At 70.0% G+C, this 14112-nt stretch carries 15 protein-coding genes and 2 tRNA genes; 6 read left to right on the top strand and 11 right to left on the bottom strand.

Translation table 11 applies throughout. The features are described 5' to 3' along the window. Positions 1-9 precede the first annotated feature (9 nt). The 4 genes from QSV35_RS09400 to yczE form a co-directional block, all read right to left on the bottom strand. Positions 10-85 (bottom strand) — tRNA-His (locus QSV35_RS09400). 37 nt (positions 86-122) lie between these two features. Further along, positions 123-749 carry an oligoribonuclease gene (orn, locus tag QSV35_RS09405; protein ID WP_286288482.1) on the bottom strand — a complete coding sequence of 209 codons (627 nt, stop codon included), beginning with the start codon at positions 747-749 and terminating at the stop codon, positions 123-125. A gap of 65 nt (positions 750-814) precedes the next feature. Next, a tRNA-Arg gene (locus QSV35_RS09410) sits at positions 815-887 on the bottom strand. Next, complete coding sequence (yczE, locus tag QSV35_RS09415) at positions 878-1510, bottom strand: membrane protein YczE (RefSeq protein ID WP_286288483.1); 633 nt, start codon at positions 1508-1510, stop codon at positions 878-880. The genes QSV35_RS09410 and yczE overlap by 10 nt, the downstream gene beginning before the upstream one ends. A 62-nt stretch (positions 1511-1572) precedes the next feature. Between yczE and yczR the strand changes: the two genes are divergently transcribed. Beyond that, positions 1573-3000, top strand: a complete 1428-nt coding sequence (gene yczR / locus QSV35_RS09420) for a MocR-like transcription factor YczR (protein WP_286288485.1) — start codon at positions 1573-1575, stop codon at positions 2998-3000. 7 nt (positions 3001-3007) lie between these two features. Here yczR and QSV35_RS09425 read toward each other — a convergent pair whose 3' ends face one another. After that, positions 3008-3277: a hypothetical protein gene (locus QSV35_RS09425; protein ID WP_286288487.1), complete on the bottom strand. Its 270-nt coding sequence runs from the start codon at positions 3275-3277 to the stop codon at positions 3008-3010. 227 nt (positions 3278-3504) lie between these two features. Here QSV35_RS09425 and QSV35_RS09430 point away from each other — a divergent pair, with 227 nt between their 5' ends. The 4 genes from QSV35_RS09430 to QSV35_RS09445 all read left to right on the top strand — a co-directional run bounded on the left by QSV35_RS09430 (position 3505) and on the right by QSV35_RS09445 (position 7017). After that, entirely contained in the window at positions 3505-4089 is a 585-nt protein-coding gene (locus QSV35_RS09430) for a single-stranded DNA-binding protein (protein ID WP_286288488.1), read from the top strand. Positions 4090-4140: 51 nt separating this feature from the next. Beyond that, entirely contained in the window at positions 4141-4689 is a 549-nt protein-coding gene (locus QSV35_RS09435; RefSeq protein WP_286288489.1) for a DUF6993 domain-containing protein, read from the top strand. Positions 4690-4835: 146 nt separating this feature from the next. Beyond that, on the top strand, positions 4836-6515 hold the full coding sequence (ettA, locus tag QSV35_RS09440; protein ID WP_286288490.1) for an energy-dependent translational throttle protein EttA: 1680 nt from the start codon (positions 4836-4838) through the stop codon (positions 6513-6515). Further along, on the top strand, positions 6508-7017 hold the full coding sequence (locus QSV35_RS09445; RefSeq protein WP_286288491.1) for an acyl-CoA thioesterase: 510 nt from the start codon (positions 6508-6510) through the stop codon (positions 7015-7017). Before ettA ends, QSV35_RS09445 begins: the two co-directional genes overlap by 8 nt. Positions 7018-7053: 36 nt before the next feature. On the opposite strand, the gene QSV35_RS09450 is transcribed toward QSV35_RS09445, so the two are convergent. Further along, on the bottom strand, positions 7054-7902 hold the full coding sequence (locus tag QSV35_RS09450; RefSeq protein ID WP_286289085.1) for an acyl-CoA thioesterase: 849 nt from the start codon (positions 7900-7902) through the stop codon (positions 7054-7056). 112 nt (positions 7903-8014) lie between these two features. On the opposite strand from QSV35_RS09450, the gene QSV35_RS09455 reads away from it, so the two are divergent. Continuing rightward, positions 8015-8686: a DUF8185 domain-containing protein gene (locus QSV35_RS09455; protein WP_286288492.1), complete on the top strand. Its 672-nt coding sequence runs from the start codon at positions 8015-8017 to the stop codon at positions 8684-8686. 190 nt (positions 8687-8876) lie between these two features. Here QSV35_RS09455 and QSV35_RS09460 read toward each other — a convergent pair whose 3' ends face one another. From QSV35_RS09460 to QSV35_RS09480, 5 genes are all read right to left on the bottom strand, one after another. Next, entirely contained in the window at positions 8877-10541 is a 1665-nt protein-coding gene (locus QSV35_RS09460; RefSeq protein WP_286288493.1) for an FAD-binding dehydrogenase, read from the bottom strand. Positions 10542-10570: 29 nt separating this feature from the next. Next, positions 10571-10999 carry a globin gene (locus QSV35_RS09465; protein WP_286288494.1) on the bottom strand — a complete coding sequence of 143 codons (429 nt, stop codon included), beginning with the start codon at positions 10997-10999 and terminating at the stop codon, positions 10571-10573. Further along, the gene (locus tag QSV35_RS09470) at positions 10996-12087 is read right to left on the bottom strand and encodes a mechanosensitive ion channel family protein (protein ID WP_286288495.1); all 1092 of its coding nucleotides are present in this window, start codon (positions 12085-12087) and stop codon (positions 10996-10998) included. The genes QSV35_RS09465 and QSV35_RS09470 overlap by 4 nt, the downstream gene beginning before the upstream one ends. Positions 12088-12123: 36 nt before the next feature. Next, positions 12124-12741, bottom strand: a complete 618-nt coding sequence (locus QSV35_RS09475; protein ID WP_419956838.1) for a response regulator — start codon at positions 12739-12741, stop codon at positions 12124-12126. A 71-nt stretch (positions 12742-12812) separates the two neighbouring features. Next, positions 12813-14102: a sensor histidine kinase gene (locus QSV35_RS09480; RefSeq protein ID WP_286288497.1), complete on the bottom strand. Its 1290-nt coding sequence runs from the start codon at positions 14100-14102 to the stop codon at positions 12813-12815. Between the last annotated feature and the right edge of the window lie 10 nt (positions 14103-14112).

A 14112-nucleotide genomic window follows, 5' to 3' on the forward strand; every position in this document is an offset into this window, starting at 1 on the left:
CGCCACTCGTGGGGTGAGTAACGGGACTTGAACCCGCGACCCCCTGGACCACAACCAGGTGCTCTACCAACTGAGCTATACCCACCATGCGCCCCGCTCGGCGGGGCAACTAGAAGATTCTCTCACACCTGCGGGGCATACGATGACACGGCCGCATCCGCCGCAGCGCGCGCCGTGTCGCTCGTCGGACCGGGCTGCGGCACGAAAACGGCCTGACGGTAGTACGCCAGCTCGCGGATCGATTCGCGGATGTCGGCGAGCGCCCGATGCCCGCCATCCTTCGAGGGAGCGTGGATGTAGGCGCGGGGGAACCAGCGCCGCGAGAGCTCCTTGATGCTCGACACGTCGATGTTCCGGTAGTGCAGCCAGCGGTCGACGCGGGGCATGTACTTCGAGATGAACATGCGATCGGTGCCGATCGTGTTGCCCGCGAGCGGCGCCTTGCCCTCGACCGGGGCGAAGCGCTGGATGTACTCGAGGACCTGGAACTCGGCATCGGCCGTCGTCACGCCGTTGGGGATCTCCTCGAGGAGCCCCGAGGTGCGGTGCATGTTCGTGACGAACTCGCTCATGTTCGCGAGGGCGGATGCGTCGGGCTTGATGACGATCTGGAAGCCGTCGTCGAGCGGGCGCAGCTCGAAGTCGGTCACGATCACCGCGATCTCGACGAGCTCGTCGACCTCCGGATCGAGGCCCGTCATCTCACAGTCGATCCAGACGAGCCGGTCGTTCTCGGAGGTTCCCACCATGCGCACCATCCTAATGAGAGCGCCCGACACGCCGCTGATGCCGTGCTCGAACCGTGGCGCTGAAGCCCCCCAGAGGTGATTCGAACACCTGACCGGCGGATTAGAAGGCCGCTGCTCTATCCACTGAGCTACTGGGGGAGGGGTTCCTCCAGGCTACCGTGACCCGCGTCGCCGCGTCGGCTCCACCGGCGCCGGGAGTCGAACAGGGGCAGTGAGACGTGGACGAGCGGTCCGATCCCGAGCGCGAAGATCACCGTGCCGATGCCCACGGTGCCGCCGAGGAACCAGCCGACGACCAGCACCGTCGCCTCCACGCTCAGCCGGCATGCCCAGATCGGCCACCCGAGACGCGCGTGCATGCCGGTCATGAGGCCGTCGCGCGGCCCCGGACCGAAGTGTGCGCCGATGTACAGCCCGCTCGCGACGGCGACGAGGACGACCCCCGCCGTGAGCATCGCGAGCTGCAGCGGGAGTCCGGATGCCGGGGGCACGACCGTCACGGTGAGCTGGATGAAGGTTCCGACCGTGAGGATGTTGAGGACCGTCCCGAGCCCCGGACGCTGCCGCAGCGGAATCCACAAGAGCAGCACGAGGAGGCCGATGATGTTCGTGATCCAGCCGATGCCGATGCCGGTGTGGATCGACACGCCCTGGGCGAAGACCGTCCACGGGTCGAGGCCCAGACCGGCCTGGATGCAGAGCCCGTCTGCGAATCCGTAGAGGGCGAGGCCGACGAGCAGCTGGATCACACGACGAGTCACAGGGTCAATCCAATCGCATGAGTGGCCTGTTCTACGCAGTCCAATTCGCATAATGTGGATGCATGGACTCCCGACTGTCCGCTCGTGCCCTCGCCGCGCAGCTCGGCGGCTGGCGCACGCGCGAGCCGGCGTACGAAGCGCTCGCCGACGGCATCCGCGTGCTGTGTCTCGACGGGCGGATCGCCGCGCGGACGGCGCTGCCCGCCGAACGGGAGCTCGCGGCCGCCCTCCGCGTGAGCCGGACGACGATCGCCGCCGCGTACCGGAGCCTGCGCGACGCGGGACAGATCGAGAGTGTGCGGGGCTCCGGGAGTGTCACCCTCCCGCTCGCCCGCTCGGGTGCGCCCGCGCTCGGAGCGCGCGAAGGCGACCTCGACCTCCAGCAGGCGTGCCCGCCCGCATGGCCGGGACTTGCCGGTGTGGTCGCCGACGTGACGACGGCCGCGACCTCGCTGCTCGGCCGACACGGATACGACATCATCGGATCGACAGGGCTGCGCGCTGCCATCGCGGACCGATATTCGGCCGCCGGAGTGCCGACCGCACCCGACCACATCATGGTGACCCCGGGGGCGCAGAGCGCCATCCACCTGCTCGCCTCCCTCCTGGTCTCTCGAGGCGACAGGGTCGTGATCGAGACGCCGACCTATCCGCACGCCGCCGAAGCCTTCCGCCACGCGGGCGGGCGTCTCGTCCCGGTGCCGGTGTCGACGAGCGGGGGATGGGATGTCGACCGAGCCACGCAAGCCTTCGCGCGGACCCTCCCGACCGTCGCGTACCTGATGCCCGACTTCCAGAACCCCACCGGCCGTTCGATGGGTCCGGTCGAACGTGAGGCGTTCATCGCCGCGGCGGCGCGCACGGGGACGATCCTCATCGTCGATGAGACGACCGCTGACCTCGACATCGACAGCGACCGGTCGCTCCTGCCCTTCGGCGCCCGCGAGCGGAATGCCGAGATCGTGCGCATCGGCTCGCTCGGGAAGACCGTCTGGGGCGGGCTGCGCGTCGGATGGATCCGCGCAGACCCCGCACTCATCCGGCGACTCGCCGCGCGCCGCTCGGCGCACGATCTGGGCACGCCCGACCTCGAGCAGGCGATAGCGCAGCGGCTCGTCGAGATGCTGGACGGCATCCTTCCCCAGCGGTCGCAGCTGCTGCGCGACGGCCGGGACGCGGCCGTCGCTGCGCTCTCTGAGCGACTTCCGGAATGGGACGTGCCGATGCCCCGAGGGGGAGTAGCGCTCTGGATCGGTCTCGATGCGCCGCTGAGCACGAATCTCGTCCTGGAGGCGCGATCGCACGGGCTCCTCGTCTCCGCCGGGCCGCTCTTCGGCGTGGACGGCGGGCATGAGGCGCGCCTGCGGCTCCCGTACACCGTTCCCCCTGCCGAGGTCGAGCGCGCTGTCGCGATCATCGCGGAGTGCTGGGACCGCGTGCGGGACGGCGCGCCCGCTGACCTCGTCGGTCGCCTCGAGGCCGTCGTCTGACGCGCACTCATCGGGAGTACCGCAGCGCCGTCACGGCATCGTCGGCGGACCAGAACCTCCCGACGTCCCGGAACATGCGCGTCGCGGCGTGGAAGCGCTGCGCGCGATAGCGCGTGCCTGCGGACGCCTCATCGCTCGCGATGTGGCCGATCGCCCGGCCGGTGGCATCCACGACCCGCCACCGGCCCTGGGCGACATGGATCAGCTGGACCCCGAGCAGGTGACTCACCGCGGGCGACTCGTCTGCGAGCAGCGGCCGTTCGATTGTCGTGGTCATGGCAACCCCCTCTGATATCGAAGATAGATTCGACCTCCGACATTCCCGTCGGGGTGTCGAATCGTCGTCTCCTCCCCAGATCCCCGGAAGCGTCAGCACTCCACGGATCGATCGATCGGAGCTCACCGCCGCTCGCCGCAGTCGCAGAGTGGGAACCGCTCCGGCGCCCGAATGGGCACGGGGCGCCGGAGCATCCGGGGATCGTCCCCGGAGGAAAGGACTGCGTCATGGACACCATCACCATCACGGGCAACATCACGGCGCCCGAACAGCGAAACCTGCCGGGCGGCGGCACCGTCACGACCTTCCGCATCGCCAGCGGCCAGCGCAGGTTCAACAAGGAGAGCGAGAAGTGGGAGGACTCGGTGACCAACTGGTACACGGTCTCGGCCTTCCGCGCGCTCGGCGAGCACGCCTACATGTCGCTTCATCGCGGAGAGCGCGTCATCGTCACCGGCCGGCTGCGGCTGCGCGATTGGGAGACGCCGACCAAGCGCGGCACGTCGGTCGAGATCGACGCCGATGCGCTGGGGCACGACCTTCTGTGGGGGACGTCGGTGTTCCGCAGGTTCGAACACCGCGCGGGTTCCGAGGAGTCGTGGGCCGTGCCCGGTGCGGGCGCCGACGAGGGGTCGGCGGATACCGCGTGGGTCGCACCCGGCGTCGATTCCGACGCCGGGGCGACGGTCGTCCCCGAGGCGGATGAGGACGCCAAGCGCCGGCTCGACGAGCTTCTCCCCGAAGACGATCGCTCACCCGAGGGCGATCGGGCACTGGCCCTCGTCGGGACCGGGGAGGAGGCGCCGTTCTGACGGCGTCGGGCGGTCGGGCGCTGCACGGAAGACCCCACGTAGACTCGTGCCGTGCCACGCCCGACCGCTGCCCCCTCTGCGGGACACAGGCCCAGGGAGTATGGGCGCCGCCTGACGAGGCACGGACGGACGATCATCGCGGCCTCGATCCTCGCCCTCACGCTGAGCGGCTGCACGCCGGGCACCACGTCGCCCGGAAGCACCGCGACGCACGGGCCGTCCGGGTCCCCTGGCGCATCCGGCCCGACGAATGCCTCCGCTCCGGCGCCGACGTATCAGGCCGGAGGCACCGCGGAGCAGAACCTCCCCGCCTTCACCGCGACGGTGGAGACGGTGTGGGGCTCGTCCGACAAGGCACAGGGCCGCGCGTATGTCGACGCGCTCGTCGCCGTCGGATTCGACAAGGCCGCCATGCAGGTGACCAGCGACACCTCCACGGTCGGCAATGCCGCGGAGAGCATCCAGTTCTCGGTGCGGATGGGCGACCAGTGCCTCGTCGGACAGGTCGGGCCCGCGACCGGCGACCCGGTCACGACTGTTCTGCCCGTCCTCGGCGGCGGCGTCTGTCTTCTCGGGAAGACCCGCCCGATCAACTGGTGATCGGCCATCGCCGTACGAGTCCGCGCTGATCCGCGGGTCGGCCGGTTGGTAGGCTTGAGGCCGACTTCCTGCCCGGTCCGGAGCGGTTCTCCCGCAGAACCTCCGACCTGGCGACCCCCACTCCGCAACAGAAGGTGGTACCAGGCTTGGCCGAGTACATCTACCAGATGGTCCGCGCCCGCAAGGCGGTCGGCGAGAAGCTCATCCTCGACGACGTCACGATGGCGTTCCTCCCCGGGGCCAAGATCGGCATGGTCGGTCCGAACGGCGCTGGAAAGTCGACGATCCTGAAGATCATGGCGGGACTGGACGTCCCGTCCAATGGCGAGGCCCGGCTCACGCCCGGCTTCTCGGTCGGGATCCTCATGCAGGAGCCGGAGCTCGACGAGTCCAAGACCGTGCTGGAGAACATCCAGGACGGCATCGCGATCAAGGCGAAGCTCGACCGGTTCAACGAGATCTCGGCGCTCATGGCCGACCCGGATGCCGATTTCGACGCGCTGCTCGCGGAGATGGGCTCTCTCCAGGAGGAGATCGACGCCGCCGACGGGTGGGACCTCGACTCCCAGCTCGAGCAGGCCATGGATGCTCTGCGCACGCCTCCGGCGGACGCGGCGATCGGCCCGCTGTCCGGTGGTGAGAAGCGTCGCGTCGCCCTGGCGAAGCTCCTCCTCCAGAAGCCCGACCTGCTGCTTCTCGACGAGCCCACGAACCACCTCGACGCCGAGAGCGTGCTGTGGCTCGAGCAGCACCTCCAGGCCTACAAGGGCGCGGTCATCGCGATCACCCACGACCGGTACTTCCTCGACCATGTCGCCGAGTGGATCGCCGAGGTCGACCGCGGCCGGCTCATCGGGTACGAGGGCAACTACTCCACCTACCTCGAGAAGAAGGCCGAGCGCCTCGACGTCCAGGGCAAGAAGGACGCGAAGCTCGCGAAGCGCCTGAAGGACGAGCTCGAGTGGGTGCGCTCGAGCGCCAAGGGCCGCCAGACGAAGTCGAAGGCGCGTCTCGCGCGCTACGAGGAGATGGCGGCCGAGGCCGAGCGCACGCGCAAGCTCGACTTCGAGGAGATCCAGATCCCCGCGGGCCCGCGCCTCGGCAACGTCGTCATCGAGGCGAAGAAGCTCCAGAAGGGCTTCGACGGGCGCTCGCTCATCGACGGCCTGAGCTTCAGCCTCCCGCCGAACGGGATCGTCGGCGTCATCGGCCCGAACGGCGTCGGAAAGACGACGCTCTTCAAGACGATCGTCGGCCTCGAACCGCTCGACGGCGGCGACCTCAAGATCGGCGAGACCGTCAAGATCAGCTACGTCGACCAGTCACGCGCGAACATCGACCCGGAGAAGACGCTCTGGGAGGTGGTCTCCGACGGGCTCGACTTCATCGTGGTCGGCAAGACGGAGATCCCTTCGCGTGCCTACGTGTCGAAGTTCGGCTTCAAGGGACCGGACCAGCAGAAGAAGGCGGGTGTTCTCTCCGGAGGCGAGCGCAACCGCCTGAACCTTGCGCTGACGCTCAAGGAGGGCGGAAACCTGCTCCTCCTCGACGAGCCGACGAACGACCTCGACGTCGAGACCCTCCAGTCCCTCGAGAACGCGCTGCTCGAATTCCCCGGCTGCGCGGTGGTCATCACCCACGACCGGTGGTTCCTCGACCGCATCGCGACGCACATCCTCGCCTACGAGGGCACCGACGAGAACCCCGACCAGTGGTACTGGTTCGAGGGCAACTTCGAGTCGTACGAGGAGAACAAGATCGAGCGACTCGGGGCGGAGGCGGCTCGCCCGCACCGCACGACCTACCGCAAGCTCACGCGTGACTGACACCGGCACGGAGACGTCGCCGCAGCGCCTGCACATCCCCATCCACCTGCGGTGGGGCGACCTCGACGCGTTCAACCACGTGAACAACACGTCGATGCTGAAGCTCCTCGAGGAGGCGCGCGTGCGCGCGTTCTGGGTTCCGGAGCCCGGCGAGGTGGCGCCGCCGACCGCGGTGCTCAGTTCGAGTCTGGATGCCGGCATCCTGACCCTCATCGCACGTCAGGAGATCGAGTACCTCGCTCCCGTGCCGTACCAGCGGCATCCGCTCGACGTGCAGCTGTGGTTCGGCCGTCTCGGCGGTTCGAGCATCGAGGTCTGCTACGAGGTTCGCAGCCCCGTCGAGACGGCGGGGGAGAACGGTCAGGTCGTGTACGCCCGGGCCCAGTCGACCGTCGTGAAGGTGGATGCCGCGTCCGGCCGCCCGATGCGGCTGTCGGCCGAGGAGCGCACAGCGTGGACACCGTACCTGGGGCCGGTCGTCACCTTCACGCACCGCGGCTGAACCCTATTTCCCGAGGCCGGGATGGGAACGCCCAGGTCAGCGGACCTCGGGAACGCGGATCATGATCTCCTGCGCGACCGTCGCCAGCAGCTCGCCGCTCTGCGCGTAGATGCGTCCCTGTGCGAGGCCGCGTCCGCCGCGGGCGGACGGCGACTCCTGGACGTACAGCATCCACTCGTCGACGCGGCCAGGACGGTGCCACCACATGCCGTGGTCGAGACTCGCGACCTTGAGGCCCGGCGTCGACCACGCGATGCCGTGGGCGCGCAGGATCGACTCCTGGATGGTCAGATCGCTGAGGTAGGCCAGTGCCGCGCGATGCAACGCCGGGTCGTCGCCGATGCGCCGCTTGGCCCGCATCCACACCGCCTGCCGAGGCTCGTGCTCGCCCTCGACGCGCGCGTAGATGGGGGAGGGGACGTGGCGGAGGTCGACCGGAAGGTCGACGTAGAACCGCTTCGTCATCGGATGCAGGCCCGTCATCATCTCCTCGAGCAGGGGCAGATCGTCGGGGGCGGGAACGCCCTCCGGGATCGGCTCCTGATGCTCGATCCCGGGATCGTCGTCCTGGAATGACGCGATCATCGAGAAGATCGGGACGCCGTCCTGGTATGCCTGCGTGCGGCGCGTCGAGAACGACCGGCCGTCGTGGATGCGATCGACGGAGAACGTGATGCCCTGACCCGCGTCGCCAGGACGCAGGAAATAGCCGTGCATCGAGTGGGCGATCCGCCCCGGAGCGACGGTGCGGGAGGCCGCCACGATCGACTGTGCGAGCACCTGCCCGCCGTAGACGCGACCGATCGGCATCGGCTGCGACACCCCGGTGAAGATGTCCTCCGTCGTCCGTGCGGCGGACTCGGCGAGGTCGAGGACGGTGAGCATCGATGAGACCGGGTCTATCGCGAGCGTTCCGCCGTCGTCCGTCGTGTCATCCACAGTCACGTGAGCCTCCATCTCGCGCCCACCTGGCCGCACGATTGGTAGTTTAGGGCGGATGTCCGAGCGCCTTCTGTTCCCCGACCCGCTCGCCGCGGCCGACCTTCTGACCTTCGCCGGGCGGGCCGCACGGCTCGGCGAGGACGCGGTCCGCCTGACCGCGGGAGGGGGGACGCTCGCGACCACCGCTGCCGCCCTCGCCCCCCGGGGGCTCTTCGACGCGACGCCGACGGTGCTGGGCCTGCGCGCGCTGCCGGTCGACCCCGAGCTGGAGTGCGACCTCGTGGTGGCGGCATCCGCCCTGCACGCCGCCGCGGATGACCGCACCGCCGTCGTCCTGCCCGAGACGGCGCTCGCGCCCGCGTGGGCAGGCATCGCGCCCCCGCGGTCCGGGTGGGAGCCGCGCGGCGAGATCGCCGCGGCTCAGCTCGCGGCGCGGGCGCAGTGGGGGATCGCCGCGGTCGCGGAGGCGGTGCCGACGGATGCGGGCGAGGATGCTGTCCGCGCGGTGCGCGCCCGCGTGTGGGGGGAGGTCGACGACACGCTCGCCGGACTCCCGCTCGGCGTCGCGTTCGCCGCTTTCACACTGGGCTTCATCGGCGGGTCGGAGCAGGCGCGTGTGCTGGCCTCGGGCCCGTGGACGCGCATCGCCCTCGCGCGCGGTCACGTCATCGTCCGCGGCCCGTCGGTCAGCGGCCTGACCCCTGTGCGTCCCACAGGACGCGCGTAGGCGGACACCGCAGGCCGGCAAGGGTCGCGACCGCCTTCGCGCACGCCTGAGATCAGCGTGGTCGTTGAGCGAGCCTGCGAGTAGAAACGCGGCGAACGGGGCTCGCGACGTCGACGCGTTTCGTCTCGGTCGTTCCTCCCGCGCTCGACGACCGTTGCCAGCGGCAGGCCCGAAGACTCCCGCGATCGGTCTACAGTGCCGCGGCCACCGCGCGGCCCGCCGAACGTCCGGAGAACAGACATCCGCCGACGAAGGTGCCCTCGAGAGCACGGTAGCCGTGGACGCCGCCGCCGCCGAAGCCCGCCGCCTCGCCGGCCGCGTACAAGCCGGGGACCGGCTGTCCGTCGGCGCCGAGCGCGCGACCGGACAGATCGGTCTCGATTCCGCCGAGCGATTTGCGGGTGAGCACGTGGAGCTTCACGGCGATGAGGGGGCCCGCATCCCGGTCCTGGATGCGGTGGGGCGCCGCGACCCGGATGAGCTTGTCGCCCAGATACGAGCGTGCCGAGCGCAGCATCGCGATCTGCGCGTCCTTCGTGAAGTCGTTGTCCATCTCGCGGTCGCGCGCCTCGACCTCGCGACGGACGCGGTCGGCGTCGAGGTGCTCGCCTCCAGGGAGGGCCCGCATCCCCTCGATCAGTTCGTCGAGGGTGTCCCGCACGACGAAGTCGGCGCCCTGGTCGAGGAATGCCTGCACGGGGCCGGATGCGCCCTTGCCGAGGCGTGACTTCATGAGCAGCGAGACGTCCTTGCCGGTGAGGTCGGGATTCTGCTCGCTCCCGGAGAGCGTGAACTCCTTCTCGGCGATCCGCTGCGAGAGCACGAACCACGAGTGGTCGTGACCCGTGGCACGCAGGTGCGCGAGGGTGCCGAGGGTGTCGAAGCCGGGGAACAAGGGGACGGGCAGGCGTTCGCCGGTCGCGTCGAGCCAGATCGACGACGGTCCGGGCAGGATCCGGATGCCGTGCGACGGCCACACCGGATCCCAGTTCTGGATGCCTTCGACGTAGTGCCACATGCGGTCCCCGTTGATGAGGCGCGCACCGGCCGCCGCGGCCGGCTCCTGCATCGACCCGTCGACGTAGGCCGGGACGCCGGTGATCATCGTCGCGGGCGGAGCGCCGAGGCTTGCCGGCCAGTTGCGCCGGACGAGGTCATGGTTCCCGCCGATGCCGCCGGACGTGATGATCGTCGCCCCCGCGGTCACGGAGAACTCGCCGACGACTTCGCGCGACGTCGCGACTCCGCGCGCTGCGCCGGAGGGCGCGAGCACCTCCCCGGACGCTCCCGTCACGGTGCCGTCGACGGTCATCAGCGCCGTCACGCGGTGGCGCGGCAGGATCGTGACGAGACCGGCGCGCTCGCCTTCTTCGACCGCCGCGCGGAACGGCGCGACGATCCCGGGACCGGTGCCCCACGTGATGTGGAAGCGCGGCACCGAATTGCCGGGCCCGAGTGCCGTGTATCCGCCGCGCTCGGCCCAGCCGACGACGGGGAAGAACCCGACGCCCTTCTGGCGCAGCCAGGAGCGCTTCTCGCCGGCCGCGAACGCGAGGTAGGCCTCCGCCCATGCCTTCGGCCAGTGGTCGTCGTCGCGGTCGAAGCCTGCGGTGGCGAACCAGTCCTGGCGCGCGAGGTCGTAGGAGTCCTTGATGCCCATGCGGCGCTGCTCGGGCGAGTCGACGAAGAAGAGGCCGCCGAAGGACCACCACGCCTGGCCGCCGAGGTTCGAGCGGGGCTCCTGGTCGACGATGACGACCGTCTTGCCCGCCGCGGCGGCTTCGGATGCCGCGACGAGTCCGGACAGCCCCCATCCGATCACGAGCACGTCGGCGGCATGGGTGGCAGAGGGCATGTCGACTCCTTCGTCGGCGGGGAGGGTGATCAGCGGGTGGTGTCGGGCTGCGTCGGAGAACCGGCCGTCGGGGAGGGCTCGAACGTGTTCACCATCGCGAAAGCGGCACGCTGCAGGTAGTCCCACAGGGTCGCCTCGTGCAGGGGGGAGAGGCCGATCTCGTCGACGGCCGCTCGCATGTGGGCGAGCCAGCGGTCCCGCGCGTCGGGGTTGACGTGGAACGGCACGTGTCGCATCCGCAGGCGCGGGTGCCCGCGCTCCTCACTGTAGGTCGTCGGCCCGCCCCAGTACTGCTCGAGGAACATCGTGAGGCGGTGAGCGGCCGGCCCGAGATCCTCCTCGGGGTACATCGGACGCAGCACCTCGTCCTCGGCGACGCCGCGGTAGAACGCCTCCACGAGGCGCACGAACGTGTCGTGGCCGCCGACCTCTTCGTAGAACGTGATGACTTCGGTCATTGCGGCGACTCCTCCTGCGGGGGCTTCTTCTTGGGAGTGCGCTTGGGCTTCCACACCACGTCTGCGGGCGCGGCCGTGCCGGTGACCCCGACAGGCTTCGTCTTCGGCGGATTCGCGCCGCGCACGCGCTGGGCGGCCTCGAACCCGGTGAGGGTGATCGAGTTCAGCTGCGGCAGCTTCAGCCCGAGCTCGTCGATCGCGTGCTTCAGCCGCATCCTGAGCTCCCGTGCGACGTCGTCCTTCGCACCCGCGCGCGTCTTCATGACGAGACGGATGACGAGCGCGTCGCCCGAGATCGACTCGAGGCCCCAGATCTCCGGCTCCTCGATGACGCGGGTGCGCCACTTCGGGTCCTTCGCGATCGACTTGGCCGTCACGAGCATCGCCTTCTCGACCTCGTCGATGTCGGAATCCGTCGGCACGGCGAGGTCGACGATGACGCGCGACCAGCCGAGCGACATGTTGCCGATCCGCGTGATCTCGCCGTTGCGGACGTACCAGAGGGTGCCGTTGACGTCGCGCACCTGCGTGATGCGGACGCTGACCGACTCCACGATGCCGGTCGCGAGCCCGACGTCGACGACGTCGCCGATGCCGATCTGGTCCTCCGCGACGATGAAGATGCCGTTGAGGACGTCCTTGACGATGTTCTGCGCTCCGAAACCGAGGCCGGCGCCGATCGCGGCGGTCAGCAGGGTGAGCGAGCCGAGCGCTGTCGGAGCGAGGACATTCACGATCAGAAGGATCGCGATGATGACCGCCGTCACGTTCACGATGTTCTTCAGGATCGACCCGAGCGTGCGCGTGCGCTGCACGAGGCGCACCGACGCGAGCGGGGAGCGTTCGAGCGCCTGCGTGTCGTCGACGTTCGCCTTGTTCTTCGCGCTGCTGACGATGCGCCGGACGATCTTGCGGATCACGACGTGCAGGATCCAGACGATGAGGATCGTGACGACGATGATCGCCACAACCTGCACGAGGTTCGATCCGACGCCCCAGAGGAACTTTGCGGTGTCCTCCCAGAACTGCGGGCTCGTGGGATTGGGCGTGGTGGGCTCCGGTGTGGCGGCGAGAGGAATGATGCGCATCGCCTCCCAGCCTAACGAGCGCGCCTTGGTGTCTCGTCAGAGGAGGGGCGGAAGCGGATCGCCGTCGCCCACGAGCCGGAGGCGGTGGGCGAGGATCACCGCGTGGACGCGGTCGCGGGCGCCGAGTTTCGCGAGGACCCGGCCGACATGGGTCTTCACCGTGGACTCGCTGAGGAACAGCTGCTGCGCGATCTCCGTGTTGGTGAGCCCGCGGCCCATGGCGAGGAAGACGTCGCGTTCGCGGTCGGTCAGGGTGCCTGTCGGGTCGTCGACGGCCGTCGGGGTCGGCTGCTCCGCGAGTCGCTCCAGCAGCAGGCGTGTGATGCGCGGCGAGAGGGGGATGTCCCCGCGGTGGACGGCGCGGACGGCGGCGGTCAGCTCCGCCCGCTGCGCGTCCTTCAGGAGAAAACCGCTCGCACCCGCCTCGAGGGCGCCGAACGCGTACTCGTCGAGGTCGAACGTCGTGAGCACGAGGACGCGCGTGTCGGGCACCTCGTGGACGATCTGGGCAGTCGCGGCGATGCCGTCGAGCACCGGCATCCGCACATCCATCAGCACGACGTCCGGGCGCAGCGTGCGCGCCAGGTTCGCGGCCTCCCGCCCGTCCCCCGCCTCGCCGACGACGATGAGGTCCGGCTCCGCCTCGAGCACCATGCGGAAGCCCACGCGGATGAGAGCCTGGTCGTCCGCGATCAGGATGTGGATCCCCTCGGGTCGTTCGTCCGTCACGTCGGCTCCTCGGGGTCGGGGTGGGGGTGTGGCGCGGTCGCATCGGCGGAGGCGAGGGGCAGCGTTGCGGTGAGCTCCCAGCCGGTGTCGCCGTCGGGGCCTGCGGTTATTGTGCCGCCCATGTGCGCGACCCTCTCGGCCAGTCCGCGCAGGCCGAATCCGCCGGAGGGCTCTTCCGGCACCGCACCGTCGTTGCGTATCGCGATGGTCACGGCATCCGTCGTCTGGCCGATCGCGACTCGGATCGCGGTCGCCGCCGGCGCGTGCCGCATCGCGTTCGTGACGCCCTCCTGGACGATGCGGCCGACGGCGTAGCGGGTCGCGTCGGGGAGATCGCCGCCACCCGTCACCGCGATGGTCGCGGGGAATCCCGCGCGCTGGGCCGCCGCCACCACCTCGTACGGTGAGACGGGCTCGAGGGGCGCCAGTGGGGCGTCCGCGTCTCCGTCGCGCAGCACCCCGAGCATCGTGCGCATCTCGGCGAGCGCTTCGCGGGCGGTGGCGGCCGCCGCATCCATCGCTCCCCGCGCCCGTCCGATGTCGGGCGTGGCGCTCGCCCCGTCGGCGAGAGCGACGATGACCGTCAGCGAGTGCGAGACCACGTCGTGCATCTCCCGTGCGATGCGGGCGCGCTCGTCTGCGGCGGCGAGCCGGGCGCGCTGGTCGCGTTCCACCACGAGCTGACGCGAGCGGTCGATGATCGCCTCGAGGTACCGCCGCCGGTTGCCGACATTGATGCCGACGAGGGCGCCGATCAGTCCCGCGACTGCGGCGGCGATCAAAGAGTTCACCGCATTCTGGAGGGACACGGCCGTCGTCACGACGCCGAGGGCGCCGGCGAGGGCGATGGCCCCCATGCCGGCGCCGTAGGCGACCCAGCAGAGCCTCGTCGAACCGTAGACGGCGACGGCGTACATCGGGATGGTGAGGAAGGGCGAGCCGGCCGCCGACGGGTAGCCGAGCAGCAGGATCAGCATCCCGATGCCGAGCGCGTAGGGAACCAGGGGCCAGCGCCGTCGCAGCATCAACGAGCCCGCCGCCGCGACGGCGATCACGCTCGCCGCGATCGACAGACCGGAAGCAGTGGCCGCCGACAGCTCCTCCGCGCCCGATACCGTGCGCCCCGGAGCCGCGGTGGCCACCGCGACCAGCAGACCGAGCAGCGTGACCAGGATGTCGGTGAGCAGCGGATGCCGCGCCCAGAACCTCCGGATCACGCCCGGCGGACGTGGAAGCCGCAGCTCCACGTCCGCCGTAGCGGGCGCGGAGCCGCGGGAGACCGACATGCGGCCGACT

Origin of the sequence: Microbacterium candidum (assembly GCF_030315975.1) — a bacterium.
GTDB classification, from domain to species: domain Bacteria; phylum Actinomycetota; class Actinomycetes; order Actinomycetales; family Microbacteriaceae; genus Microbacterium; species Microbacterium candidum.

Coding starts and splice junctions, on each gene's coding strand:
- orn (WP_286288482.1), bottom strand. CDS start 749: ATGGTGGGAACCTCCGAGAACGACCGGCTCGTCTGGATCGACTGTGAG.
- yczR (WP_286288485.1), top strand. CDS start 1,573: ATGGACTCCCGACTGTCCGCTCGTGCCCTCGCCGCGCAGCTCGGCGGC.
- QSV35_RS09425 (WP_286288487.1), bottom strand. CDS start 3,277: ATGACCACGACAATCGAACGGCCGCTGCTCGCAGACGAGTCGCCCGCG.
- QSV35_RS09430 (WP_286288488.1), top strand. CDS start 3,505: ATGGACACCATCACCATCACGGGCAACATCACGGCGCCCGAACAGCGA.
- QSV35_RS09450 (WP_286289085.1), bottom strand. CDS start 7,902: ATGCTCACCGTCCTCGACCTCGCCGAGTCCGCCGCACGGACGACGGAG.
- QSV35_RS09455 (WP_286288492.1), top strand. CDS start 8,015: ATGTCCGAGCGCCTTCTGTTCCCCGACCCGCTCGCCGCGGCCGACCTT.
- QSV35_RS09460 (WP_286288493.1), bottom strand. CDS start 10,541: ATGCCCTCTGCCACCCATGCCGCCGACGTGCTCGTGATCGGATGGGGG.
- QSV35_RS09465 (WP_286288494.1), bottom strand. CDS start 10,999: ATGACCGAAGTCATCACGTTCTACGAAGAGGTCGGCGGCCACGACACG.
- QSV35_RS09470 (WP_286288495.1), bottom strand. CDS start 12,087: ATGCGCATCATTCCTCTCGCCGCCACACCGGAGCCCACCACGCCCAAT.
- QSV35_RS09475 (WP_419956838.1), bottom strand. CDS start 12,741: ATGGTGCTCGAGGCGGAGCCGGACCTCATCGTCGTCGGCGAGGCGGGG.
- QSV35_RS09480 (WP_286288497.1), bottom strand. CDS start 14,102: ATGTCGGTCTCCCGCGGCTCCGCGCCCGCTACGGCGGACGTGGAGCTG.